General features: G+C 68.8%; 27 protein-coding genes. 20 read left to right on the forward strand and 7 right to left on the reverse strand.

Going from position 1 to position 24,895, the window contains the following annotated elements; all coding sequences use genetic code 11:
- Positions 1-840, forward strand: coding sequence for a sulfurtransferase (locus tag MOX01_RS02385; protein WP_058632828.1), 840 nt, complete (start codon positions 1-3; stop codon positions 838-840).
- On the opposite strand, the gene MOX01_RS02390 is transcribed toward MOX01_RS02385, so the two are convergent.
- Positions 828-1,751, reverse strand: coding sequence for a hypothetical protein (locus tag MOX01_RS02390; protein ID WP_046748613.1), 924 nt, complete (start codon positions 1,749-1,751; stop codon positions 828-830). The genes MOX01_RS02385 and MOX01_RS02390 overlap by 13 nt on opposite strands.
- Positions 1,752-2,057: 306 nt before the next feature.
- Here MOX01_RS02390 and MOX01_RS02395 point away from each other — a divergent pair, with 306 nt between their 5' ends.
- The 4 genes from MOX01_RS02395 to MOX01_RS02405 all read left to right on the forward strand — a co-directional run bounded on the left by MOX01_RS02395 (position 2,058) and on the right by MOX01_RS02405 (position 4,774).
- Positions 2,058-2,708 (forward strand): acyl-CoA synthetase, encoded by a 651-nt coding sequence (locus tag MOX01_RS02395; RefSeq protein ID WP_141368224.1) that lies wholly within the window; start codon positions 2,058-2,060, stop codon positions 2,706-2,708.
- The gene (locus MOX01_RS02400) at positions 2,705-3,061 is read left to right on the forward strand and encodes a hypothetical protein (protein ID WP_046748615.1); all 357 of its coding nucleotides are present in this window, start codon (positions 2,705-2,707) and stop codon (positions 3,059-3,061) included. Before MOX01_RS02395 ends, MOX01_RS02400 begins: the two co-directional genes overlap by 4 nt.
- 45 nt (positions 3,062-3,106) lie before the next feature.
- Positions 3,107-3,274, forward strand: a complete 168-nt coding sequence (locus tag MOX01_RS19045) for a hypothetical protein (RefSeq protein WP_170224094.1) — start codon at positions 3,107-3,109, stop codon at positions 3,272-3,274.
- Positions 3,275-3,340: 66 nt separating this feature from the next.
- On the forward strand, positions 3,341-4,774 hold the full coding sequence (locus tag MOX01_RS02405) for an MFS transporter (RefSeq protein ID WP_141368225.1): 1,434 nt from the start codon (positions 3,341-3,343) through the stop codon (positions 4,772-4,774).
- A gap of 12 nt (positions 4,775-4,786) precedes the next feature.
- On the opposite strand, the gene purB is transcribed toward MOX01_RS02405, so the two are convergent.
- Both purB and MOX01_RS02415 read right to left on the reverse strand, forming a co-directional pair.
- Positions 4,787-6,169, reverse strand: coding sequence for an adenylosuccinate lyase (gene purB, locus MOX01_RS02410; protein ID WP_141368226.1), 1,383 nt, complete (start codon positions 6,167-6,169; stop codon positions 4,787-4,789).
- A gap of 23 nt (positions 6,170-6,192) precedes the next feature.
- Positions 6,193-6,642 carry a low molecular weight protein-tyrosine-phosphatase gene (locus MOX01_RS02415; RefSeq protein WP_230977858.1) on the reverse strand — a complete coding sequence of 150 codons (450 nt, stop codon included), beginning with the start codon at positions 6,640-6,642 and terminating at the stop codon, positions 6,193-6,195.
- A 207-nt stretch (positions 6,643-6,849) separates the two neighbouring features.
- On the opposite strand from MOX01_RS02415, the gene MOX01_RS02420 reads away from it, so the two are divergent.
- Complete coding sequence (locus MOX01_RS02420) at positions 6,850-7,107, forward strand: hypothetical protein (protein WP_061015386.1); 258 nt, start codon at positions 6,850-6,852, stop codon at positions 7,105-7,107.
- Entirely contained in the window at positions 7,104-8,450 is a 1,347-nt protein-coding gene (locus MOX01_RS02425; RefSeq protein ID WP_141368227.1) for a hypothetical protein, read from the forward strand. The genes MOX01_RS02420 and MOX01_RS02425 overlap by 4 nt, the downstream gene beginning before the upstream one ends.
- Before the next feature lie 31 nt (positions 8,451-8,481).
- Here the strand turns inward: MOX01_RS02425 and MOX01_RS02430 are convergent, their stop codons facing one another.
- Genes MOX01_RS02430 through MOX01_RS02440 form a run of 3 tightly spaced genes read right to left on the reverse strand, consistent with a single transcriptional unit; the run spans position 8,482 to position 9,508 of the window.
- Positions 8,482-8,883 carry a phage holin family protein gene (locus MOX01_RS02430; protein ID WP_046748621.1) on the reverse strand — a complete coding sequence of 134 codons (402 nt, stop codon included), beginning with the start codon at positions 8,881-8,883 and terminating at the stop codon, positions 8,482-8,484.
- A 34-nt stretch (positions 8,884-8,917) separates the two neighbouring features.
- Positions 8,918-9,298: a type II toxin-antitoxin system death-on-curing family toxin gene (locus tag MOX01_RS02435; RefSeq protein WP_141368228.1), complete on the reverse strand. Its 381-nt coding sequence runs from the start codon at positions 9,296-9,298 to the stop codon at positions 8,918-8,920.
- 3 nt (positions 9,299-9,301) lie between these two features.
- Positions 9,302-9,508, reverse strand: a complete 207-nt coding sequence (locus tag MOX01_RS02440; RefSeq protein WP_141368229.1) for a ribbon-helix-helix protein, CopG family — start codon at positions 9,506-9,508, stop codon at positions 9,302-9,304.
- A 99-nt stretch (positions 9,509-9,607) separates the two neighbouring features.
- On the opposite strand from MOX01_RS02440, the gene MOX01_RS02445 reads away from it, so the two are divergent.
- The 4 genes from MOX01_RS02445 (at position 9,608) to MOX01_RS02460 (ending at position 14,261) form a co-directional block, all read left to right on the forward strand.
- Positions 9,608-10,675: a histidinol-phosphate transaminase gene (locus MOX01_RS02445; protein WP_061016369.1), complete on the forward strand. Its 1,068-nt coding sequence runs from the start codon at positions 9,608-9,610 to the stop codon at positions 10,673-10,675.
- A 106-nt stretch (positions 10,676-10,781) separates the two neighbouring features.
- Positions 10,782-11,909: a pyruvate dehydrogenase (acetyl-transferring) E1 component subunit alpha gene (pdhA, locus tag MOX01_RS02450; protein ID WP_141368230.1), complete on the forward strand. Its 1,128-nt coding sequence runs from the start codon at positions 10,782-10,784 to the stop codon at positions 11,907-11,909.
- Between the two features lie 11 nt (positions 11,910-11,920).
- Positions 11,921-12,886 carry an alpha-ketoacid dehydrogenase subunit beta gene (locus tag MOX01_RS02455; protein WP_058633009.1) on the forward strand — a complete coding sequence of 322 codons (966 nt, stop codon included), beginning with the start codon at positions 11,921-11,923 and terminating at the stop codon, positions 12,884-12,886.
- Positions 12,887-12,914: 28 nt separating this feature from the next.
- Positions 12,915-14,261, forward strand: a complete 1,347-nt coding sequence (locus MOX01_RS02460) for a dihydrolipoamide acetyltransferase family protein (protein WP_058632980.1) — start codon at positions 12,915-12,917, stop codon at positions 14,259-14,261.
- 26 nt (positions 14,262-14,287) lie between these two features.
- Here the strand turns inward: MOX01_RS02460 and MOX01_RS02465 are convergent, their stop codons facing one another.
- On the reverse strand, positions 14,288-15,508 hold the full coding sequence (locus tag MOX01_RS02465; RefSeq protein ID WP_061016357.1) for an ROK family protein: 1,221 nt from the start codon (positions 15,506-15,508) through the stop codon (positions 14,288-14,290).
- A 100-nt stretch (positions 15,509-15,608) separates the two neighbouring features.
- Here MOX01_RS02465 and MOX01_RS02470 point away from each other — a divergent pair, with 100 nt between their 5' ends.
- The 9 genes from MOX01_RS02470 to MOX01_RS02510 all read left to right on the forward strand — a co-directional run bounded on the left by MOX01_RS02470 (position 15,609) and on the right by MOX01_RS02510 (position 24,891).
- Positions 15,609-16,928: an ABC transporter substrate-binding protein gene (locus MOX01_RS02470; RefSeq protein ID WP_141368231.1), complete on the forward strand. Its 1,320-nt coding sequence runs from the start codon at positions 15,609-15,611 to the stop codon at positions 16,926-16,928.
- A complete protein-coding gene (locus tag MOX01_RS02475; RefSeq protein ID WP_058632982.1) occupies positions 16,925-17,863 on the forward strand; it encodes a carbohydrate ABC transporter permease in 939 nt (312 codons plus the stop codon). Before MOX01_RS02470 ends, MOX01_RS02475 begins: the two co-directional genes overlap by 4 nt.
- Positions 17,863-18,741, forward strand: coding sequence for a carbohydrate ABC transporter permease (locus MOX01_RS02480; protein ID WP_046748628.1), 879 nt, complete (start codon positions 17,863-17,865; stop codon positions 18,739-18,741). Before MOX01_RS02475 ends, MOX01_RS02480 begins: the two co-directional genes overlap by 1 nt.
- 40 nt (positions 18,742-18,781) lie before the next feature.
- Entirely contained in the window at positions 18,782-20,470 is a 1,689-nt protein-coding gene (locus MOX01_RS02485) for a glycoside hydrolase family 13 protein (RefSeq protein ID WP_141368232.1), read from the forward strand.
- 160 nt (positions 20,471-20,630) lie between these two features.
- Positions 20,631-21,686, forward strand: a complete 1,056-nt coding sequence (locus tag MOX01_RS02490; protein WP_141368233.1) for a metal ABC transporter solute-binding protein, Zn/Mn family — start codon at positions 20,631-20,633, stop codon at positions 21,684-21,686.
- Positions 21,683-22,516: a metal ABC transporter ATP-binding protein gene (locus MOX01_RS02495; RefSeq protein ID WP_058632986.1), complete on the forward strand. Its 834-nt coding sequence runs from the start codon at positions 21,683-21,685 to the stop codon at positions 22,514-22,516. The genes MOX01_RS02490 and MOX01_RS02495 overlap by 4 nt, the downstream gene beginning before the upstream one ends.
- Positions 22,513-23,391, forward strand: coding sequence for a metal ABC transporter permease (locus MOX01_RS02500; RefSeq protein ID WP_371861830.1), 879 nt, complete (start codon positions 22,513-22,515; stop codon positions 23,389-23,391). The genes MOX01_RS02495 and MOX01_RS02500 overlap by 4 nt, the downstream gene beginning before the upstream one ends.
- A gap of 46 nt (positions 23,392-23,437) precedes the next feature.
- On the forward strand, positions 23,438-23,854 hold the full coding sequence (locus MOX01_RS02505) for a Fur family transcriptional regulator (protein ID WP_045263847.1): 417 nt from the start codon (positions 23,438-23,440) through the stop codon (positions 23,852-23,854).
- Positions 23,851-24,891 carry a permease gene (locus MOX01_RS02510; protein WP_141368234.1) on the forward strand — a complete coding sequence of 347 codons (1,041 nt, stop codon included), beginning with the start codon at positions 23,851-23,853 and terminating at the stop codon, positions 24,889-24,891. Before MOX01_RS02505 ends, MOX01_RS02510 begins: the two co-directional genes overlap by 4 nt.
- Positions 24,892-24,895: the final 4 nt, after the last annotated feature.

Raw genomic sequence — 24,895 nt, forward strand, 5'->3', positions numbered from 1 at the left:
ATGAGCGACTTCGTGAGTGCCGTCGAACTGAACGACCTGCTGACCGGGGGTGCGCCGGTGCGTGTGATCGACGTGCGCTGGCGCCTCGATCGTCCCGACGCCGGACACGACGACTACCTATCGGGCCACATCCCCGGCGCGGTGTTCGCCGCTCTCGACACCGAGCTCGCCACGCACGGCGAGGCCGCGGAGGGGCGCCACCCGCTCCCGTCCACGGCCACGCTCCAGGACGCGGCCCGTCGCTGGGGGGTGCGATCCGGCGACACGGTCGTCGCCTACGACGACTTCAAAGGCATCGCCGCCGCCCGCGCCTGGTGGCTCCTGCGGCAGGCCGGCGTCGACGTGCGCGTGCTCGACGGCGGCATCAGGGCATGGCGGGCTGAGGGGTTCGACATCGCGACGGACGACGTGAGTCCGGAGCCCGGCGATGTCGTGCTCGACCCGATCGGAGACGATGCGTTGTCGATCGACGAGGCCGCGGCCTTCCCGGCGTCCGGGGTGCTGATCGACGCGCGGGCCGCGGATCGGTACCGAGGCGACTCGGAACCGTTCGATCCCGTGGGTGGTCACATCCCCGGTGCGCGCAATCTTCCCGAACCCGTGCACTTCGACGCGGACGGGAAGATCCTCGACAGGGAGACGATCCTCGCGACCTTCGCCGAGGTCGGCGTGACGCCGGGGACGCCCGTTGCCGCGTACTGCGGTTCGGGTGTGACGGCTGCCCACACCGCACTTGTACTGCACGAGGTCGGCATCGAGGCCAAGGTCTTCCCCGGTTCGTGGAGCCAGTGGTCGAACACCCCGGGGCGTCCGGTCGCGGTCGGCGATCAGCCCGGTTGATCCTCGCGGGGGCCGTACCCCCACTGCAGGCCCAGCGCGCCAGGCCCGAAAGCCCGACGCACCAGGTGGACCGAGTTCCCGCGAGGCGGCGGGAGGGGGGTGATCGTGACCCCGTCCGGCGTCTCGATGTGCTCCTCGCACCAGTCCGGGATCGCGTCGGGGTGGAAGCGCGTCCACACCAGCAGCTCCCTGGCCTTCTGCGCCAGCGCGTGGCCGGTGTCGTGGGTCTCCGGGTAGTCGGGCGGATACTCGACCGACCACTCGACCATCGCGGTCTCCGGCGCTGTCAGGGGGACGTCGAGTTCGAACAGCACACCGTGCACCTCGCCGTCCGGGTGGGAGTAGCGCGCCGCGATCCTCCCCCCTGACACGGCCTTGAGCAACGGCGCCGGCGTGCGGACGCCCGGGGTGATCTCCAGGAACGGTATCGCCGTGATCGTGCCCACCGTCGACTGCACGATGCTGCGCGTGATGCTGTACGCGACGTTGCCGTCGGCCCCGACATCCGTCACCGAATGGGTGGTGAGCTCGCGGGAGGTGTCGGGGTAGGCCGCCCCCAGCGCCCGGAAGGCTTCGATCACGGCCACCTCGAGCTCCTCCTCGTCGATCGGGAACTGGTTCGGCCCGAGGGGGCCCGTGCGATTGGTCGAGCGGAGCATCCTGCTCAGCGCGCCGACGCGGAGTCCGAGGAGCTCCTCGATGTCGGCGAGGGCTGCCAGCGACTGCGCGCCCTCCGGTCGCCTTGCGCCCGACCGCCAGTAGCTCAGGGTCGCCATCGACACGCGGTTGCCCCGCGCCTTGAGCTGCCGCTGCAGCCAGGACAGGGTCACAGGTTTGGCGTTTATCGCGTCGCGCAGGGCGCTCGCGAAATCATCGTGCTCGGCTCTGCGCGCGTCATCTTCGAGATTCATCACAGATCCCCTCCGGTATGTGAAGATCAGCGCTTTAGAGTGAGCATACGACCGCACGCGCGTACCTCAGGGGACCGGGTGGGCATGTGGGGTCACTTGGCCGTCTTCGCGGGCAGGGTGCCCGTGCCTGCGAACGACCGGCCTGACGCAGTGATGCCCCCCTTGCTGCGTATGTCGTGAAGCCCGGCAATCGATCTGGGGAGATCCGCCGGGCTTCACGAATCCTCCCCCCGCACGGCTCCCGGCGTCGCGACCACGCAGCCTTGCGTAGACTGGGAGCAACACCCCGGAGGACTCAGGACCGTCATGTCTGCCCCTGCTCGCGCATTCACCATGCGCCACGTGCAATTGCTGCGCGCGCTGTTCGCCGCCGTCGCCGCGCTCATGATCACGTTCTCGTCTGATCACTCCGCACCCGTCGGTCTGTCCGTCTTCAGCGGTTTCGTGTTCCTCACGGCGCTCGTGCACGTGCTCGCCGCCTGGCTGGTGCTGCCGGCCGGATCGCGCTGGCCGTCCGTGCTGCTCGCCGCCGTCGGGGTGGTCGCCGGCCTCGTGAGCGGCATCCCCGTCTGGCGGTCTGACGATCTGTTCTTCGTCGTCGTCTCCTCCTGGGCGATCGTCAGCGGCGGCGTCGAGCTGCTCGCCGGCATCCGCTCCCGTCGTGCCGGCGGCATGCTGTCCCGCGACGCGATCTCCGTGGGGGCGCTGGGCGTGCTGCTCGGTATCGCTCTGCTGCTGATCCCGTCCGGGTTCCTCCAGGAGTACACGATCGACGAGGCCGGCACGTTCGTGCTCTCCGGCATCATCCTGGGCGTCGGCATGTTCGGCGGCTACGCGGCGATCGTCGCGGTGTTCCTCGGCATCGCCGGCCTCACGCCGAAGCAGGCCGACGCGGTCACGACGGCATCCGATTCGAACGACAGCACCGCTCCTGCGGGGCACGGAGGAGAGCGATGAGCGACGAGAAGCCCACCCGCCGGGACATTCTGCGACCCCTGCACCTGCTCCTCATCGCACTCGGCTGCGGTGTGTTCGCCATGGTCGTCACGCTGGTCTCCACCGGTGCCTTCACCGCGCGGGTGAACGCCTCCATCGCCAACGGCACCTACGAGGGGCTGACCCCGATCGCCCTCGGACTCGTCGTGGGCGGCGGCGCGTTCATCGTGACGCTGCTGATCCTCGCGATGCTGATCCTCGCCGTCGATCCCGCCGACGTGACGAAGACGATCGATCGTCCCGTGCTGTACGACCCGGAGCCCGAGGGCGAGAACCCCGATTCCGCGGCGCCCGGTCGCTCCGCCTCCTCCTGATCCGATAGCCCCTCGAGCAGGTTCCGCGCGCGGGGCGGGTATCGCGTGGACTGCACCTGGCGGGACGGCAAGGTCGTGTCCTACGACGTGGTCGCCGACCGCGCACCGAACATGAGCAACGTGGTCGTGGTCGTCAACGGGGAACGTCGCAAGGTGAAGCCGGGCAACCCGAAGAACGGCAAGCCCATGCGCGACCTCGGTCCGGCGCACTGATCGGGGGCGGCGAGCGGGACGGCGACGATCCGGAATACCGGTGGGGTGGATCGGCTTGCACCTGAGGTGACTGCCCCCGTCGACCGCGCCTCCATCGGACTCCGGTCGGAGCGCGGACCCATCCTCGGCGCGCTCATGCTCGCCACCGGGCTCATCGCGATCGACGCCACGATCCTCGCGACCGCCGTCCCGAGCATCGTGCGCGACCTCGGCAGCTACCAGCAGTTCCCCTGGCTGTTCTCGGTGTACCTCCTGGCGCAGGCCGTGAGCGTGCCCATCTACTCCCGCTTCGCGGACACCGTGGGCCGCAAGCCGATCATCCTGCTCGGCATCGCCCTGTTCCTGCTCGGGTCCATCCTCTGCGGGTTCGCCTGGAGCATGCCGGCGCTGATCGTGTTCCGCATCGTCCAGGGCATCGGAGCCGGTGCCGTCGCACCGATGTCGATGACCATCGTCGGTGACATCTACACGGTCGCCGAACGTGCCAAGGTGCAGGGATACGTCGCGAGCGTGTGGGCCATCTCCTCGGTGGTGGGTCCCGCGCTCGGCGGCATCTTCGCCCAGCTCGACGCCTGGCGATGGATCTTCTGGATCAACGTGCCCCTGTGTCTGATCGCCGGGTGGATGCTGCTGCGCAACTACAAGGAGCAGAAGCAGACCCAGAAGCACAGCATCGACTACGGGGGAGCGGTGCTGCTCACCATCGGGCTCACGGCGCTCATCCTCGGCATGCTGGAGGGAGGAAACGCCTGGGCGTGGCTGTCCGTGCAGAGCGTCCTCTGCTTCGGGATCGGCGTGGTCGCGCTGCTGGCCTTCGGGGTCGTGGAGCGCCGTGTCGCCGAGCCGATCGTCGACCTGCGGCTGGTGACGCGTCGGCTCATCCTCACGACCACGTTGGTCTCGCTCGGCATCGGCGCGCTCATGCTCGGTGTGACGAGCTTCGCCCCCGCCTACCTCGAGGGATCCATCGGCATCGCTCCCCTGCTGTCGGGTCTCGCGGTGGCAGCTCTGACCCTCGGCTGGCCGCTCGCCGCCGCGAACGCCGGACGGCTGTACCTGCGCATCGGCTTCCGTCGCACCACGCTCATCGGCATGAGCATCACGACGCTCGCCGCCATCATGCTCGCTGCCGTCGCCTCCTGGCCGAACCCGTTCGTCATCGCCGGCATCGCGTTCCTCCTGGGCTTCGGGCTCGGGTGGAGTGCGGCCCCGACGCTGATCGCCGCCCAGGCCTCGGTCGGCTGGGGCGAGCGCGGCGCGGTGACGGGGATGAACGCCTTCGCGCGGTCGGCGGGAAGCGCTGTGGGCGTCGCCGTGTTCGGCGCGATCTCGAATGCGGCCATCGCGCGGGGTGCGGGCGCGGACGACCCCGACACGATCATCCACGCGTCGGTGTGGGTGTTCGTCGCCGTCGCGGTGACCGCGGTTCTCACTCTCCTGGCGGCGTCGTTCATGCCGAAGGACAGCGTCGAGGAGCACTCCGGCGAGTCGGGCTCCTAGCTCCTCCCGGGTTCAGCGCGCGAGGCGCTCCGCGATGCCCGTGTAGGTGGCCGGGGTCAGCGCGAGCAGGCGCTGTTTGGCGGCGTCGCCGATCTCGAGGCCCTGCACGAACTCGGCGAGGTCGGCGGCACCGACCCGGTGACCACGGGTGAGCTCCTTGAGGAGCGCGTACGGGTCGGTGATCGAGGAGCGGCCTGCCACGACCTCGGCGCGGATGACCGTCTGGATCGCCTCGGCGAGCACCTCCCAGTTCACGTCGAGGTCGGCGAGCAGCACGTCGCGCGACAGCGATATCGTGTTCAGGCCGCGGCGCAGGTTGTCGAGCGCGAGCAGCGAGTGCCCGAACGCGACGCCGATGTTGCGCTGCGTGGTGGAATCGGTGAGGTCACGCTGCAGGCGGCTCGTGACGAGCGTCTGGCCGAGCGATGCGAGCAGGGCTCCCGAGATCTCGAGGTTGGCCTCGGCGTTCTCGAAGCGGATCGGGTTGATCTTGTGCGGCATCGTCGACGAGCCGGTGGCACCCGCGACCGGGATCTGCGCGAAGTAGCCGAGCGAGATGTAGGTCCAGATGTCGGTGGCGAGGTTGTGCAGGATGCCGCCCGCGTGACGCACGCGGTCGTACAGCTCGACCTGCCAGTCGTGCGACTCGATCTGCGTCGTGAGGATGTTGAAGCCCAGGCCCAGTCCCTCGATGTACTCGCGGGCGATGGTCGGCCAGTCGGCGTCCGGGTCTGCCGCGAGGTGGGCGGACCAGGTGCCGGTCGCGCCGGAGAACTTCGCGAGATACTCGGAACCGGCGATCTGGCTGCGCACGCGCTCCAGGCGCCAGGCGAAGACCGCGAGCTCCTTGCCCATCGTCGAGGGCGTTGCGGGCTGGCCGTGCGTGCGCGAGAGCATCGCGGCGTCGGCGTGCTCGACCGCGAGCTCGCGCAGCTTCGCGATCACGGTGTCGAGGGCCGGGAGCCAGACCTCCTCGACCGCGCGCTTGACGGTGAGGGCGTAGGACGCGGAGTTGATGTCCTCGCTCGTCGCGGCGAAGTGCGTGAGCTCGGAGATGCGGTCGAGGCCGAGCGTCGAGAGCCGGTCGCGCACGAGGTACTCGATCGCCTTCACGTCGTGCTGGGTGACGGCTTCCTTCTCGGCGAGCCAGTCGATCTCGGCCTGACCGAAGTCGCGGTAGAGCGAACGCAGGCGCTCCTTGTCCTCGTCCGACAGCGGGCTCGTCTCGAACAGCGAACGGTCGGTGAGCGCGATCAGCCACTCGACCTCGACCTCGACGCGTGCCCGGTTCAGGCCCGCCTCGGACAGGAAGTCGGCGAGACCGGTGACGGCGCCACGGTAGCGGCCGTCGAGGGGGCTCAGGGGCTGGGGCGGGAGCGAAGGCTGGAAAGTCAGGGGAGTCCTCCTGATCGGGCCCCTCAGAGGCGGGGCGTGCGGGGGAGACGCAGAGCGGGTTCGAGCTGGCGGAACAGGCCCCGAGTCGCCGCCTCAATCATACCGAGCACGGAATCGAACATCTCCGCGCCCGCGTAGTACGGGTCGGGCACGTCGTGGGTGGTCGCCGTCGGGTCGAAGGCCAGCAGCAGGGTGACCTTCCCCTCCTCGTCCTCGTCGTGGGCCCATTCCCGCAGGATGCGCTCGTGCGTGCGGTCGAGCGCGACGACGAGATCGTTGTCGGCGAAGGCGGCCGCGGTGAACTGACGGGCGCGGTGCTGGGAGCCGTCGTAGCCGCGACGCGCCAGCGAGTCGATCGTACGGTGATCGGCACGCTCGCCCAGATGCCAGTCGCCTGTTCCGGCGCTGCGCGAGACGATGCGCGGGCCGAGTCCCTGCCGCTCGGCGAGGTCGCGGAAGACGACTTCGGCCATGGGAGAGCGGCAGATGTTCCCCGTGCAGACGAAGATCACGCGGAAGGGATCCGGGGATGTCACAGATACATTCTGCCCGCCCATGGCCGTCCTGCACAGCGCGAACCTGCTCGCGCGGCCCCTGCACACCATGGGCGGGCGACCACCTGTCCACGGGTTGCGTATTCCGGGCGACCCGCGTGGAGCGCGATCCCGAATGCTGGAGCCATGTACTCGTTCGTACCCGAGCAGTCCGGTGGATCCGCGCAGTCGTGGGGCCAGGCCTTCGCGCACCGGGGGATCGGTGATGCCATCACGACGCTGGAGGAGGCGGGAGCGGTGCTGGTCTCGCTCGTCGACGCGACGGACTGGAGCTCGGAGGGGTTCCGCGCGCTCCACGAACTCCTCGCGCGGGTACGCGATGACACCGGAACGCAGCTCGGGAGTCTTCGGATCCGGCAGTGGGAGCTGGAGGGATCGGAATGATGGGGGCCGCACGCGCGCACGACGCCTCCGTTGCCGGCGGCCTGGAGATCGACCACGGCGGCGCGATCGCGATCGACACCGAGCAGTTGCGCGAGGTCGGCGCGCACCTGCGGACGGTCGCGGCGCGATACGAAGAGGCTCGGGATTCGGTGGTCACCGCTGCGGAGGCGATCTCGTCATCCGATGCTCCAGCGCTGCGCGTCGACATCGGCGCTCTGCGACTCAGCGGCGAGCGGATCGGTGCACTCGCTGCGGAGATCGAGAACGCCTGCACGGGAACGCTGTTGATGGCCGACGCATTCGAGCTGGTGGAACTGCGGGCACAGGCCGAGGCGCTCGCCCTCACCGACGCCGCGGCGGCGAACGACGTGCGCGCACGGGCCGACGAGATGATCGCCGACGACGAGCGCGTGGGGCGGATGGCGGACTGGCTGGTCGCCGGCTGGGAGCGACGGAGGTTCGAAGGGCTCGGAGATCAGTACGACCTGGGTGGGATGCTGCCGCCGATGTTCCTGGTCGGGGCGCTGGTCGGGCTCGCCTCGGGGTATGGGAAGGTGCGGCCGGGGGTGGCGGGATCCGAGGTGCCGGGCGTGAAGGCTCCGATCTCCGTGCCGGTGGATCCGGTGCAGGTGACACCGGTGAAGACGTCGACTCCGCGCGCGCCGGACGACCTCGCCGGAGCGTTCAGGAGGATCCCGGGCGGGGGAGCCCAGGTCGCCGTGGAGAAGTACACGATGGTCGGCGGCGCGACCCGCTATGTGGCCTACGTGGCCGGTACCCAGAATTCACTGCTGTCCCTGAAGAAAGGCGCGGAGCCGTGGGACATGACCTCGAACATCGAGCTCTATCAGGGCGCTACGTCGGCGTCGTACCAGGCGACTCTCGATGCTCTGGCGGCCGCCGGTGTCGAACCGGGCGATCGCGTCGACGTGGTCGCGCACTCGCAGGGCGGGATGATCGCCACGCGACTCGCCGTGGAGAGCGAGTACGAGGTGTCGATGCAGATCACGGCGGGGAGCCCCACCGAACCGACACTCCGGGAGGAGCAGACGCTGATCCAGCTCCGTCACACCGACGATGTCGTATCGGCGCTCGCCGCGGGCGGGTCGGCAGAGGGGACGGGGTCGCCCGACAGCTTCACCGCCTCGCGGGTCGGTGATCCGGGGGACGGCGTCGAGGACCTGCGGTTGAAGACCCACGGTCTCGAGACGTACATCGAGACCGCCGAGATGGTGGATGCGTCGACCGACCCTCGCGCGGTGGCTCTCGACGGGTACTGGGATGAGCTCGGGCGGGCCGTCGAGGTCGAGCGCACCGAGTACCGCGCGGAGCGGAGCGGGTGACCGTGGTGGCTGTCACCGCGGTGTCAGCGGGTCAGTCGCGACGGCTCTTGCTCTGCGGGCGCAGGATGAATCCGAAGATGCCGTTGATCACCGAGATGATCAGTGCTGCGAGCACGCCCCACCAGAAGTCGCCGACCGTGAGACCCCAGCCGAATCCGCTCGTGATCCAGGCGGTCAGCCACAGCAGGAACCCGTTGATCAGGAAGCCGATCAGGCCGAAGGTGATGATGTAGAGCGGGAACGCGACGATCTTCACGACCGTTCCGATGATCGTGTTCACGAGTGCGAAGATCGCGGCCACCGCGAGCAGGGTCAGCACCAGCTGCAGCGTCTCGCCGGGCGGGAAGGCCCTGATGGTCACCTGCAGGGCAGGGATCAGCGTGACGACCCAGAGGGCGAAGGCGTTGACGACGACGCGGATGATGAAGCGCATAGTCCGACCAGTGTCCCACGGACTCTCGTGCGTGTCAGTGTGCGGTGTCTTCCACGATGTGTTCGGCGATGACCTGTGCGATCTGGTTCAGATCCAAACGGCTCTGTGCGACGTCGAGAACGAGGTCGAATGCCTCGTCGTTCGTGAATGTCACTTCGTATCCGTTGAGGCGGATGAAGATGAAAATGAGGTACAGCGAGATCCGCTTGTTGCCATCGAACAGTGCATCGTTCTGCGCCACCGAGCTGATCAGAGCCGCGGCTTTCTCCTCGAAGGCCGGGTACGCATCGGTTCCGAACATCCCCGCGGCTGGTCGAGCGAGTGCGGAGAACAGCAGGCCCTCATCGCGGACATGCAGGCCGAGCTTCGCGGTCAGGGCGAGGGCCTGCTCCGGTTCGATGTACTCGATCGGCATCGCTCAGGCGTCTTCGAGCCGCTTGAGCGTCTCGGCGTAGCGCGCGGCGACGTCGTCTGCGATGGCGAGCACGCGGTCGGTCTTGGACTCGCTGTTCGCGAATCGCGCCACCGCCTCGATGATCACCGCATGCTTCGACGTGTGTCGGGCGCGTGCGATCGCCTCGAGCTGGGCATCGAGTTCTTCCGGGAGTCGCACCGTCATCGCCATACCAGAATGGTACCACCGGGCATCGAGCCGCGACAGGGGGCGAACGAGCGCGATCCGTCCCCTCGGGCTGTGCTCGCCCGCCCTCGTAGACTCGACCTCGTGACCGAGCCGATCCTGCCCCGCATCCGTCCCGCCATCGCCGCTCTCGCTCCGTATCGCCAGGGAAAGCAGGCCGGCCCCGATGCGTTCAAGCTGTCGAGCAACGAGAACCCGTTCGACCCGCTGCCGTCGGTGCTCGACGCGCTGCAGAGCACCACTCCCATCAACCGCTACCCGGATGCCACCGCCGGTCGCCTGCGCGCGCGTCTCGGTGCGCGCTACGGGGTCGAGCCCGACCAGGTGCACGTGGCCTCGGGCAGCGTGTCGATCCTGCATCAGCTGATCCTGGCCACCGCCTCGGTCGGCGACGAGGTCATCTACGCGTGGCGCTCCTTCGAGGCGTACCCGAGCCTTCCGCTCGTCGCCGGAGCGACCGGTGTGCAGGTGCCGCTCACCGCCGACTCCCGCCATGACCTCGAAGCGATGGCGGATGCGGTGACCGAGCGCACCCGCGCGATCATCCTGTGCACGCCCAACAACCCGACCGGTCCGATCATCACCTCGGCCGAGTTCGCCGCCTTCGTCGCGCGGGTGCCCGGCGACATCCTGATCATCCTCGACGAGGCCTACGCCGAGTTCGTCACGGCGCCGGGTGCGGTCGACGGTCTGGCGGAGCGCGTGTTCGAGCAGCACCCGAACGTGGTGGTGCTGCGCACCTTCTCGAAGGCCTACGGTCTCGCCGGGCTGCGCGTCGGCTATGCGATCGGGCACGAGAAGGTGCTCGACGCCGCCCGCACGACCGGCATCCCGCTCTCGGTCACCTCCGCTGCCGAGAACGCCGCGATCGCCAGCCTCGACGCCGAATCGGAGCTCCTGGAGCGCGTCGCCGTCATCGTCGAACGCCGCGGCCGTCTCGTGGAGGGGCTTCGTGCACAGGGGTGGGAGGTGCCGGACTCCCAGTCGAACTTCGTCTGGCTGCCCGCGGGCGAACGCACCGACGAGGTGGCTGCCGCATTCGTCGAGAACGACCTCATCGTGCGTCCGTTCTCCGGCGACGGCATCCGCATCTCGGTGGGCGAGGAGGACTCCATCGCCCGCGTGCTCGAGGTCGCCGGCTCCCTCCGCTGAGTCGCCGCATTCCGCGCGTTCTCGCGGATTTATCCGGTTTCCAGGCATTTACGAGGGCGTCCTAGGTATGCGTGACCTGGCATGCGGGCGCGGGTAGCGTGAGAGCGTGACCACCTCCGAGACACCCCTTGTGAGCGTTCTGGACGAGACCGGACGGTACGCTCCGTCCGCCGCCGCAGAACGGTACCTTCCTCTGATCGACGCGATCGGCGATGCGGAACTCGAGCAGTTCTACCGGGACATGGTCGTCATCCGGGCCATCGACACCCAGGCGACGAACCTGCAGCGGCAGGGCCAGCTGGCTCTGTGGCCCCCGAGTCGCGGGCAGGAGGCGGCGCAGGTCGGCTCCGGGCGCGCGCTCCGCGCGCAGGACACGATCTTCCCCTCCTACCGCGAGCACGCCGTCACCCGCATCCGCGGCGTCGATCCGGTCGACATCATCAAGTTGATGCGCGGAGTCTCGCACGGCGGGTGGGACCCGACCGACCCCAAGAACGGCAACACCCGGCTGTACACGCTGGTGCTCGGATCGCAGGTGCTGCACGCCGCGGGCTACGGCATGGGCCTCGCCTTCGACGGACGCACCGGCTCCGGTGATCTCGACCGCGACGAGGCGGTCATCGTCTACTACGGCGACGGCGCATCCAGCCAGGGCGACGTGCACGAGGCGATGGTCTTCGCCGCGAGCTACCAGGCTCCGACGGTCTTCTTCCTGCAGAACAACCACTGGGCCATCTCGGTGCCCGTCTCCACCCAGTCACGCGTGCCGCTCGTGCAGCGCAGCGCGGGCTACGGCATCCCGAGCGTCCGTGTCGACGGCAACGACGTGCTCGCCAGCTACGCCGTCTCCCGTGTCGCGCTGGACGAAGCTCGCGAGGGCAAGGGGCCGCAGGCCATCGAGGCCGTGACATACCGGCTCGGCGCCCACACGACGAGCGACGACCCGACCAAGTACCGGGGCAGCGACGAGGAGCAGTACTGGGCCGGTCGCGATCCCATCGTGCGGATGCGGGCCTTCCTCGAAGCGCGCGGAGCGTCGGAGCAGCTGTTCGCCGATGTCGAGGCCGAGGCGGCCGATGCCGCAGAGGATCTGCGCGCCCGCACGGTCGAGCTCGGGCCGCCCAGCGCCGACAAGATGTTCGACCACGTGTACAGCGAGCCGCATCCGCTGATCGACCAGCAGAAGGCCTGGCATGCGCAGTACGAGGCGTCCTTCGAAGGAGGAGCCCAGTGACTCTGGAGACGATGCCGCTCAGCAAGGCGCTGAATGCGGGTATGCGCAAGGCGATGGAGAACGACCCGAAGGTCCTGCTCATGGGCGAGGACATCGGCAAGCTCGGCGGCGTCTTCCGGGTGACGGAGCATCTGCAGCGCGACTTCGGCGACCGCCGGGTGCTCGACACCCCGCTGGCCGAGTCCGGGATCGTCGGCACGGCGATCGGCATGGCGATGGTCGGGTACCGCCCGGTGATCGAGATCCAGTTCGACGGATTCGTGTTCCCCGCGTTCGACCAGATAACCACGCAGCTGGCGAAGCTGACCAACCGGCATGAGGGCGCGATCAGCATGCCGATCGTGATCCGCATTCCGTACGGCGGACACATCGGTGCGGTCGAGCACCACCAGGAGAGCCCGGAGGCGTACTTCGCGCACACCCCCGGCCTGCGTGTGGTGTCGCCGTCGACGCCGAACGATGCGTACTGGATGATCCAGGAGGCGATCGCGTCGAACGACCCGGTGATCTTCATGGAGCCGAAGAGCCGGTACTGGCAGAAGGGCGAGGTCGAGCTCGACGCCTCGGCCGTTCCACTGCACTCCTCGCGCGTCGTGCGCACGGGCAGCGACGTGACTCTGGTCGGACACGGTGCGATGGTCACCACTCTCCTGCAGGCCGCCGCGCTCGCCGAGGCCGAGGGCACGAGCTGCGAGGTCGTCGACGTGCGCTCGATCTCGCCGGTCGACTACGAACCCCTCCTCGACTCGGTGCGCAAGACCGGACGCATGGTCTATGCGCAGGAGGCCCAGGGCTTCGGCAGCATCGGCGGTGAGATCGCCGCGACCGTCATGGAGCGCGCGTTCTATGCGCTCGAGGCTCCGGTGCTGCGCGTCTCCGGCTACGACACCCCGTTCCCGCCCGCGAAGCTCGAAGGCGCATACCTCCCGGATGCCGACCGCATCCTCGAGGCCGTCGACCGCTCGCTGGCATACTGACACTTCCGCTCGGCCGAAAGGACTCGTCATGAGCACGCAGAACTTCACCCTTCCGGACGTCGGAGAAGGCCTGACCGAGGCCGAGATCGTGGCCTGGAAGGTCGCTCCTGGCGACACCGTCGCGATCAACGACGTGGTGTGCGAGATCGAGACGGCCAAGTCGCTCGTCGAGCTGCCGTCGCCGTACGCGGGCGTGGTGGGCGAGCTCCTCGCTGCCGAGGGCACGACCGTCGAGGTCGGCACCCCCATCATCACGTTCCTGACCGAGCCGGCGGCCGGCACTGCGGCCGCTCCGGCTCCTGCAGCGCCGGCGGCGGAAGAGGGCGGCGGCTCCGTGCTGGTGGGCTACGGCACGGGAGGCGGAGCCACCTCGCGGCGCAAGCGTCCGGCCGAGCGGCCCGTCCGCTCCTCGGTGGGGGTGATCGCGAAGCCGCCGATCCGCAAGCTCGCGCGCGACCTCGGCGTCGACCTCACCGCGGTCGCCGCGACCGGTGCCGACGGGGAGGTCACGCGCGACGACGTGATGAAGCACGCCTCGCAGGCGAGCGTCTTCCGCAACATCGAGACCCCCGAGTGGGGGACCGTGCGCGAGGAGACGGTGCCCGCCCCGCAGGCCGCGCCGGCAGGACTCGCTCGCGGCCTCACCGCAACGCGTCCGTCGGCTGCAGGTGACGACCGCACCGAGTCGATCCCGGTCAAGGGTGTGCGCAAGGCCACGTCGTCGGCGATGGTGCAGAGCGCGTACTCGGCCCCGCACGTGACGGTGTGGAAGGAGATCGACGCCACCCGCACGATGGATCTCGTCAAGCGCCTCAAGGCCTCGCCCGACTACGCCGACATCAAGGTCTCGCCGCTGCTCATCATGGCCCGCGCCGTGATCTGGGCCGCCCGTCGCACCCCGATGGTCAACGCCGCCTGGATCGAGACCGAGTCCGGAGCCGAGATCGCCGTCCGCCACTACGTGAACCTCGGTATCGCCGCCGCCACCCCGCGCGGCCTGCTCGTGCCCAACATCAAGGACGCGCAGGACCTGAGCATGAAGGAGCTGGCGCGGGCGCTGAACCGTCTCACGCTCACGGCCCGCGACGGCAAGACCCCGCCGGCCGATCAGCAGGGCGGCACGATCACGATCACAAACATCGGTGTGTTCGGGATGGATGCCGGAACCCCGATCATCAACCCCGGCGAGGCCGGGATCGTGGCGATGGGAACCATCAGTCAGAAGCCGTGGGTCGTCGACGGCGAGGTGCGCCCCCGTTGGGTGACCACGGTGGCCGGATCGTTCGACCACCGCGTGATCGACGGCGACGGCATGAGCCGCTTCATCGCCGACGTCGCCTCGATCCTCGAGGAGCCCGCACTGCTCGTGGACTGACCCGCGTCACGCACGTGACCGCCCGATCACGCACTTTGGCGCAGACGTTCCTCCGCCAACCGCGGCACCGCGTGCTCCCTGGCCGCGCGTCGGGCGGTCGCCACGGCCCCGCGTGAGACGACCTCCGCGCCGAGTGTCGACGCGAGGATCTCCGGAGCGGGCAGGTGCAGCTCCTGGGGGAGGATGCGGCGGGCCGCGGTCAGCACGGGCTCGATGCTCTCGGCGACCGCTCCGCACACGATGACGCGAGCCGGGTCGTACATGCTGCCGAGCACACCGACGACGCGGGCCACGGTGGCCCCGACGCGGGAGGTGATCAGCACCGCGTCCCGGTCGCCCGACGCGGCGAGGGTCAGCACGAGTCGAGGGTCGATGCGACGTGTGCCGACGAGGCGTCCGACGGCGCTGTCGTGAGAGATCTCACCGGAGTCGACTGCCGCGCGCACCTGGTCCTGTACGGCATAGCGCAGGCCGAACGCCGAGCCGACACCCACGATGTGGTCGAACACGACGCCCTCGCCGACACCGCCGTGCGCGCCGTGCAGCACGTGCCCGTCGACCACCACGCCGCCGCCGAAGCGCTCGCTCGCGAGCAGGGCGACGTAGTCGCGGCATCCGATCGCGGCTCCCTCGGCCCCTTCGGCGATCGCGGCGAGCTGGGCGTCGTTCTTGATCTGCACGACGGGTGCCCAGCCCTCCAGTGCCTCGGCGAGCCCGGGGTTCGTGCGCTCCCAGAAGCCTTCCGGGTGCGGGGGCGAGATGCCGTCGCGGTTTACCGGTGCCGCGACACCTACGCACACGGCGAGCACCTGCTCGCGCGCGACCCCGGCTTCGGTGAGCGCATCGCCGAGGCGCCCGAGGATCGTCGCGCGCCGCTCGGAGACCGTCTGCGTCGGATCGAACTCCACCCGGTGGTGCACGAGCGTCTCGTCGAGCAGGTCGGCCACGGTCACGGCGAGGTGGGTGTCGCCCGCATCGACGCCGATCACGACGCCCAGGTCGGCGGGCAGCACGAAGCGGCGAGAGGGTCGCCCTGCGCGGTAGGTGCCGGCGGCGCGGGCGTTGGGGAGTTCACGGAGGATCTCCGCGCCGACCAGGGTGTCGATCGCGTCGATGGCGGTCGAGCGGGTCAGCGAGGTGCCGGCCATGGCCTCGGACGCGGTGAACTCGCCAGCCGTCCAGGCGAAGTCGAGCACGGCGCTCACGCTCGCTCGACCGGTGCCCAAGCCTGCGGAGACATCTGCCACGGCGCTTGACCTTCCTCTCGTCCAATGAGAGAGTACCGTTCGACAGAGTAAATTCGCTCACTAGATTTAGTGCACGGATCTACAGGATGGAAGGACGACGGTGTCTGGCACACGAACACGCGCGGCGCGAGCGGTGGCCGCGGCCCTGGGGGTCACCCTGGTCGGCACGGCGCTCGCGGGATGCGCCCCCGGCTCGGGAGCGGAGACCATCCGCTTCACCTTCAGCAAGCGCGAGGCGATCGAGTTCATGACCGCCCTCGTCGCCGAGTACAACTCCTCGCAGAGCGACGTGAAGGTCGAGATCGACACCTCGGGCGTCGACGTCGTCTCGGCGAGCTTCGTGCGGGGCAACCCGCCAGACGTCATGCTCGCCAACTACAACTACGAGATCGCCCGTTTCGTGCAGCGGTGCGCGCTCACCGATCTCTCCGAGACCGACGCCGCTGCGGGCATCCGCGATGACCTGCAGCCGCTCATGGACCAGTACGGCTCCTGCGAGGGCCGCACCAGCGCCCTGCCGTACTCGGTGATGGCCGCCTCCGTCATCTACAACAAGGAGATCTTCGACGCTCAGGGCCTCGAGGTGCCGACGACGTGGGACGAGCTGCTTGCGGTGTGCGAGCAGCTGAAGGCCGCCGGCATCGACCCGTTCTACGGCACCTTCAAGGACGACTGGACCGTGGGCCAGGGGTGGTACGACTACACAGCGGGCGGCTCCGTCGACGTGATCGACTTCTTCGATGCACTCGCGGCCGAGGGGGCGGACGTGGGCCCCGACTCCGAGGCCTCGTTCTCGAAGGACTTCGCCGAGCCGATGGACAAGATGCTGCAGCTCGCGAACGACTACACCAACGCGGATGCCCCGAGCCGTGGCTACGGCGACGGCAACCTGGCCTTCGGCAAGGGCGAGGCCGCGATGTACCTGCAGGGTCCGTGGGCCTTCAGCGAGATCGCGAAGACCGCACCCGACCTGCAGCTGGGCACCTTCCCGCTGCCGATGACGAACGACCCGGCCGACCTCGGGGTGCGCGTGAACATGGACCTCGCCGCGATGATCCCCGAGGGGTCGCGCCATCAGGCGGCCGCCCGCGACTTCCTCGAGTTCCTCTACGAGCCGCAGAACATCGAGGAGTACAACGCCTCGCAGCTCGGCTTCACGCCCACGAAGGGCGCTTCCGCCCCCGACGACCCCCGGGTCGAGGGGATGGTCGAGTACTACGACAACGGGCAGATCTATCAGGGCCCGTCCGTGCTCGTGCCCAAGACGCTTCCGATGATGAACTACGCGCAGGCGATGGTACTCGGGGCTTCTCCGACCTCGATCCTGCGCACCATGGACGCCGACTGGGCACGCATCGCCTTCCGGGCGCCGATCCCGTCGACCCAGGACAACGCCGCCGGCGAGGAGGGCGCATCATGAGCACCACGACAACTCCCTCTGCTTCCGACAGCACGACCGTCATCGTCACGGGTGGCGACCGGAAGCTGCGACGCCACACGCGCCGCGTCGAGCCGATCTACTACCTGTTCCTGCTGCCGACGCTCGTGATCTTCACCCTCGCGATCACGGTGCCGGGGGTCATCGGCATCTTCTTCAGCTTCACCGACTCGATCGGCATCGGGGAGTGGAGCTTCAACGGACTGACCAACTACATCGCGCTGTTCAGCGATCCCTCGATCCTGCAGAGCTACCTGTTCACGTTCGGTTTCTCGATCGCCACGGTGATCGTCGTGAACGTGATCGCCTTCCTGCTCGCGGTCGGACTCACCTCGCGCATCCGCTTTAAGACGGGCCTGCGCACCATCTTCGTGATCCCGATGGTGATCTCGGGCATCATCATCGCCTACGTCTTCAACTTCCTGTTCTCCAACTCGATCCCGGCGGCGGGAGCAGCAGCGGGCATCCCGTGGCTCGAGACCAGCCTGCTGGCCAACCCCGACCTCGCCTGGATCGCGATCGTCATCGTCACCGCCTGGCAGGCCGTGCCCGGCACCCTGCTCATCTACATCGCCGGCCTGCTCTCTGTCCCCGGCGAGGTGTACGAGGCGGCGAGCATCGATGGCGCCAGCAAGACGCAGCAGCTCACCCGCATCACGTTGCCGCTCGTCGCGGGATACGTGGTGATCAACGTGATCCTCGGGTTCAAGGGCTTCCTGAACGCCTACGACATCATCGTCGGTCTCACCAACGGCGGGCCGGGCACATCGACCCGCAGCGTCGCGATGACGATCATCGCGGGCTTCAACGGCGGCGACTACGCCTACCAGATGGCCAACGCGACCATCTTCTTCATCGTCGCCGTGCTCATCTCCCTCCTCCAGCTGTCGCTGACGCGCGGAAGGAACGCACTCTGATGTCGACGCAGACACTCACCACGATCCCCACCTCAGGGAAGAAGCCGCGCATCCGCATGGAGCGCGTGAACTGGTCGGGCACGATCATCCTGATCCTGTGCGCCGTCACCGTGCTCCTTCCGCTGTACGTGACCATCTCGATGGCATTCAAGACCACAGGACAGGCGGTCGACGGCAACGCCTTCTCTCTCCCGGCGCCGTTCAGCATCGACGGCTTCGTCGAAGCCTGGACGCTCACGAAGTTCCCGGTCGGCGCGGGCATCTCCCTGCTCGTCACGGCGGGCACCGTGATCGCGACCATCGTGCTGGCGGCCTTCGCCTCCTACGCCATCGTGCGCAACTGGGACCGACGGCTGTTCCGCTACTCGTTCTTCTACCTGCTCGCGGCGATGTTCATCCCGTTCCCGGTCGTGGCCCTGCCGCAGATCCAGCTCACCGGACGCGTCGGACTCGACAACCCGTTCGGCGTGATCATCCTCGCCACCATGTTCCAGCTGAGCTTCAGCGTGCTGCTGTTCACGGCGTTCCTGCGGTCGATCCCGATCGAGCTGGAGGAGAGCGCGCGCATCGACGGAGCGACCACCTGGCAGACCTTCTGGAAGCTGATCTTCCCGCTGCTCGCCCCGATGAGCGCGACCGTCGGCATCTTCGCGTTCCTGTACGCCTGGAACGACTTCATGATGCCGTCGCTCATCATCGCCGACCCCGCGCTGCAGACGCTCCCCGTTCGGCAGAACCTCTTCCAGAACCAGTTCAGCAACAACTACAACGTCGCCTTCGCCTCGTACCTGATGGCGATGGCCCCCGCGATCGTGGCCTACCTGTTCACGCAACGGTGGGTCATGGAGGGCGTCACGCAGGGCGCCGTCAAGGGCTGACACCGCACGACCACCGCAAGAGAGAAGGAGTTCTCCCCTCATGACCGACGCGCTTCTCGTCGAGACCCGCACCGCCGAAGACGCCGCCTGGTGGCGTCAGGCCGCCGTCTACCAGATCTACCCGCGCAGCTTCGCCGATGCGAACGGCGACGGCATCGGCGACATCCCCGGCATCGTCTCCCGGGCCGACTACCTCCAGGGCCTCGGCATCGATGCGGTATGGCTCAGCCCGTTCTACCCGTCCGCACTCGCCGACGGCGGATACGACGTGGCCGACTACCGCGACGTCGACCCGCGGCTCGGCACGCTCGACGACTTCGACGACATGGTCGAGGCGCTGCACTCCCGCGGCATCCGCGTGATCGTCGACATCGTCCCGAACCACTCCTCCGACCAGCACGAGTGGTTCCAGGAGGCGCTCGCCGCCGGACGCGGGTCGGCCGCGCGCGAGCGCTACATCTTCCGTGAGGGCACCGGTCCCGACGGCTCCGAGCCGCCGACCGACTGGGAATCCGTGTTCGGCGGCAGCGCGTGGGAGCGCGTGGCGGACGGGCAGTGGTACCTGCACAACTTCGCCGTGGAGCAGCCCGACCTGAACTGGGACCACCCCGAGGTGCGCGCCGACTTCCTGAAGACCCTGCGCTTCTGGTCGGACCGCGGCGTGGACGGGTTCCGCATCGACGTCGCCCACATGCTCACGAAGGACCTCAGCGAGCCGCTTCCCTCGCGCGCCGAGCTCGACGCGATGGACCGCACCTCGGGCACGCACCCGATGGTCGACCGCGACGACGTGCACGAGATCTATGCCGAGTGGCGCTCGGTCTTCAACGAGTACGACCCGCCGCGCACGGCCGTGGCCGAGGCGTGGGTGGACACCCCGGAGCGCCGTGCGAAGTACGCCTCGGCGGAAGGACTCGGCCAGGCGTTCAACTTCGACCTGCTCGTGGCCGACTTCGACGCGCGGCAGTTCCGGAGCATCATCGCCGACAACCTGCAGCAGGCGCAGGAGACCGGATCGTCGACCACCTGGGTGCTGTCGAACCACGACGTCACCCGTCATGCCACGCGCTACGGCCTCCCTGCCCTGAACGGACGACCGGTCAAGCAGGGCACGGAGTGGGTCAAGGCCGGCGGTCCGGCGGACGGCCTCGACCGCGAGGGCGGACTCCGCAGGGCCCACGCCGCGACCCTGCTGCTGCTCGGCCTTCCCGGCAGCACGTACCTCTATCAGGGCGAAGAGCTCGGCCTGCACGAAGTGGCGCAGATCACGCCGGAACAGCGTCAGGACCCCGGGTTCTTCCGCGGTGCGGAGTTCGACGGGCTCGGCCGTGACGGATGCCGTGTGCCCCTTCCCTGGACGGCGGCCGGCTCCTCGTACGGCTTCGGCGCCGAGGGCGCGCACCTGCCGCAGCCCGAGTGGTTCGCGGAGTACGCGGTCGACGTGGAGGCCGCCGATCCGGCGTCGACGCTGTCGCTGTACCGCGAGGCCCTGCGCCTCCGACACCTGCTGCAGACCGGGGAGACCCTGGAGTGGATCGACACCGGACGTGCCGACGTGCTGCGCTTCACCCGGCCGAACGGATGGCAGGTCGTGTCGAACTTCGGCACGGAGCCGTTCGACCTCGGGGATGCGGCCGCGGATGTCGTGCTCGCGAGCGCCCCGCTCGACGGCTCTGCGCTCCCCGGGGAGGCCACGGCCTGGATCGCACCGGCCGGTCTGCTCGGCTGAGCTTCCGCACCTTTGCCGAAACGGAGATGATCCGCACCCCGCGCGGGGTGTCGAGCACTGACACGCCGCGCGAACGTCGGGTCGTCTCCGTTTCGGCCGTGGGTGACCGAGCGGCCGTGACGATTTGATAATGGTTCTCATTAGCGTTTAGAGTGAGAGCATGAAGAAGCCCGTCGTCGCCCTCGCCCTCGCATCCGTCGCCGCACTCACGCTGGCCGGATGCTCGACCCCCTCGGCGGGAGAGGGCGACGACGGCACCATCACGGTCGTGGCGAGCACGAACGTCTACGGAGACATCGCGTCGACCATCGGTGGAGACCGCGTCGACGTGCAGTCGATCATCACGTCGGCGTCGCAGGATCCGCACTCCTACGAGGCGAGCGCCCGCGACCGGCTGACCGTGCAGAAGGCCGACCTCGTGATCGAGAACGGCGGCGGGTACGACGCCTTCATCGACACGCTGCTGCAGGATGCGAAGGATCCGCACGTGGTGACGGCCGTCGAGTACTCGCACGACTTCCCCGGCAACGAGGGGCACGACGACGAGGGACACACGGACGAGGCCGACCACGATCACGCCGATGAGACGGCCACCGAGGCGCCCGAGGAGAGCACAGCTCCTGAAGAGGACGCCCACGATCACGAACACGCCGAGGGCGAGGACGGCCACGAGGGGCACGACCACATCGAGGGCTTCAACGAGCACGTGTGGTTCGACCCGCACACGATGATCCATGTCGTCGAGGCCATCGCCGATGAACTGACCGAGCTCGACCCCGACGGCGCGAAGGAGTTCGCCGCCAACGCCGCCACGCTCACCGCCGACCTCGAGGGCTTCGAGACCGAGCTCGCGACCCTCAAGGCGGAGGCGCCGAACGTCAACGTCTTCATCACAGAACCGCTGCCCGGCTACCTCGCGGCCGCCGCCGGATTCACCGACGTCACCCCGGAGGGCTTCGCCGAGTCGGTCGAAGAGGGCACTGACGTCGCGCCCGCCGTGCTGCTCGAGGCGCTGAACGTGATCGACAGCGGACAGGTCACCGCGCTGCTGACGAACGCCCAGACCGGTGGGTCCGAGACCCAGCGCGTCGAGACCGCGGCGAAGGACGCCGGGGTTCCGGTCGTCGCCTTCACGGAGCTGCTCGAGGACGGATCGTCGTACTCTGAGTGGATGAGTGACGCGATCAAGAGCCTCGCCGCCGCCGTCCAGCCGTGAGCGGCGCCCTTCAGCGCGAGAAGCCGGTACTCCAGATATCCGACGCGTCCCTGCACCGTGGGGATCGCGAGCTGTGGTCCGGCCTCGATCTCACGGTCGAACCGGGGGAGTTCATCGCCGTGCTCGGTCCTTCCGGATCGGGCAAGACCACGCTCCTGCGCAGCATCCTCGGCCTGCAGCCGCTGTCATCCGGGACGATCCGCGTGGCGGGTGAACCCGTCCATCGGGGCAACTCCCGCATCGGGTACATCCCCCAGCAGCGGAATCTCGCCCCCGACACGAGCATGCGGGCCCGCGACCTGGTCGCCCTCGGGGTGCAGGGCAGCCGCTTCGGCTTTCCCATCCCGCACCGCGGCGACCGGGCGAAGGTCGACCGACTGCTCGACGCGGTCGGTGCCTCCCACTTCGCGGATCGCCGCGTCGGACTGCTCTCGGGCGGCGAACAGCAGCGGCTCCGGGTCGGCCAGGCCCTCGCCGACGAGCCCGCACTCCTGCTGTGCGACGAGCCGCTGTCGAACCTCGACCTCGCCAACCAGGTCGCCGTGACCGACATCATCGACCGACAGCGCCGTGAGCGCGAGGCGGCGGTGCTGTTCGTCACCCACGACATCAACCCGATCCTGGGCCGGGTCGACCGCATCCTCTACATCGCCGGCGGGCGGTTCCTGCTGGGAACCCCCGACGAGGTGCTGCAGACCCGCGTGCTCACCGACCTCTACGGCACCCCGGTGTTCGTGCTCCGCGCCGGAGATCGTCTGGTCGTCGTGGGCGTGCCGGACGCCGAGCCTCACCACGATCACGGCGATCACGCGCACGGGGGAGCGGCATGAACGCGGCGGCAGCCATCGCGCCCATGGTCGGCTGGGATGACATCTTCTCCTTCCAGGACTACGGCGAGCTCGTCGCCCTGCTCGCGAACTCGATCATCGCGGGAGCCGTGCTCGGGATCGTGGGCGGCCTGATCGGCGTCTTCGTGATGCAGCGCGACCTGGCCTTCGCCGTGCACGGCGTGAGCGAGCTCTCCTTCGCGGGGGCGGCGGCGGCCCTGCTCTTCGGCGGCAGCGTGGTGGCCGGATCCCTCGGCGGTGCCCTCGTCGCCGCGATCCTGATCGGCGTGCTCGGGGCCAAGGCCAGGGACCGCAACTCGATCGTCGGTGTGCTCATGCCGTTCGGTCTCGGTCTCGGAATCCTGTTCCTGTCGCTCTACGACGGCCGCAGCGCCAACCGCTTCAGCCTGTTGACGGGGCAGATCGTCTCGGTCTCGAGCCCCGACCTCGGGTGGCTGATCGGCATCAGCATGGTCGTGCTCATCGGGCTGCTGGTGATGTGGAACCCGTTGCGCTTCGACTCGCTCGACCCGGAATCGGCCGCCGCCCGCGGGGTGCCGACCCGCGCCGTGAGTCTGCTGTTCATGGTGCTGCTCGGCCTGATCGTCGCCGTGAGCGTGCACATCATCGGCGCGCTCCTCGTGATGGCACTGCTGGTCACGCCGGCCGCCGCCGCGATGCGCGTCACGGCCGGCCCCATCGCGGTGCCGTTGCTGGCTGCGCTGTTCGGGTTCGTCTCCGCGGTCGGCGGCATCCTGCTCGCCCTCGCCGGAACGCTGCCCGTGAGTCCCTACATCACCACGCTGTCGTTCACGATCTACGTGATCTGCTGGATCGTGCAGCGCTCGCGTGCCAGGGTTCGCCGGGTCCAGGCCTGAGATCCACTCCCAGCCCCCGCTGATCGCCGCGGCCTAGACTCTTCTTATGGCTCAGCGGAACACCTGGCAGCGCGAACGCGTGCGCGAAGCACTCGCCGACGCGCGCGGATTCGTGAGCGCGCAGAGCCTGCACGCCTCGCTGCGCGATGACAACACCGGCATCGGCCTGGCCACGGTCTATCGCGCCCTCGCCGGGCTCGCCGCCTCCGGAGACGCCGACTCGCTGCAGAGCCCCGAGGGTGAGGCGCTCTACCGGGCATGCACCACGCAGGGCCACCACCACCACCTGATCTGCCGGTCCTGCGGTCTGACCGTCGAGATCGAGGCCAAGGACGTCGAGCAGTGGGCGCACCGCACGGCTGCCCTGCACGGATTCACCGAGGCCGCGCACGTGGTCGACATCTTCGGACTGTGCACTCCGTGCGCGAACAAGCGCGATGCCGAGAGGGCCGCGTCCGCGTGAGCTCCTCGGCAGCAACGGCGACCCGTCACGGCCACTCCCATCGCCCGGCACCCTCGCCGCGTTCGGCATGGATCGGCGTCGGCCTCGGCGTGGCCATCATCGCCGCCCTGTTCCTGATCGATGCCTTCCTGCCGAAGCTGTTCCCCGCCTCACTGCCCACCCGCGCGCAGGACGGCCTCACGCTCGCGCTGAGCGTGCTCATCGAAGCCCTGCCGTTCGTGATCCTCGGTGTGCTGCTGTCGATCGTGGTGCAGGTCTGGCTTCCTGCCGACGTCATCCACCGCTGGCTGCCGAAACGCGCGTGGGCCCGTCGTGCGGTGCTGTCGCTGCTCGGCATGCTGATCCCGGTGTGCGAGTGCGGCAACGTTCCTTTCGCCCGTGGACTCATGATGCGCGGCCTCGCGCCGGCGGAGGCGATGACATTCCTCATCGCCGCACCGATCGTGAACCCGATCGTGATCCTCACCACGCACGCGGCGTTCGGCTGGGACGGCGGCATCCTCGTCGCCCGCCTGGTCGGCGGCTACCTGATCGCCAACCTGATCGGCTGGATCTACAGCCGCCACCCCGACCCCGACGGCATGCTCACGCAGCGTTTCGTCGACACCTGCGATCGGGTGACCCACGAACCGGGCACCCCTGTGCGCCGCAGCCTCACGCAGTTCCTCATCGAGCTGCGCGCCGTGATGCCCGCGCTCGTGATCGGCTCGGCGCTCGCCGGAGCCGTGCAGGTGCTCATCCCGCGGGAGTGGCTGCTGGCGATCGGCTCCAACCCGGTGCTGTCGATCGTCGCGATGATGGCCCTCGCGATGACGGTGGCCATCTGCTCGAATGTCGACGCCTTTTTCGCGCTGTCGTTCGCGTCGACGTTCTCGTCCGGCGCGATCGTGGCCTTCCTGCTCGTCGGGCCGCTCGTCGACATCAAGATGCTCGCGCTCATGCGCACGACCTTCACGGGCCGCACGCTCGTCGGGATCGTCGGCATCGTGCTCGCCGCGGCCTTCGCCATCGGGATCGGGGTGAACGTCCTTGTCTGAGCAC

The organism is Microbacterium oxydans, assembly GCF_006540085.1.
Classification (GTDB): domain Bacteria; phylum Actinomycetota; class Actinomycetes; order Actinomycetales; family Microbacteriaceae; genus Microbacterium; species Microbacterium oxydans.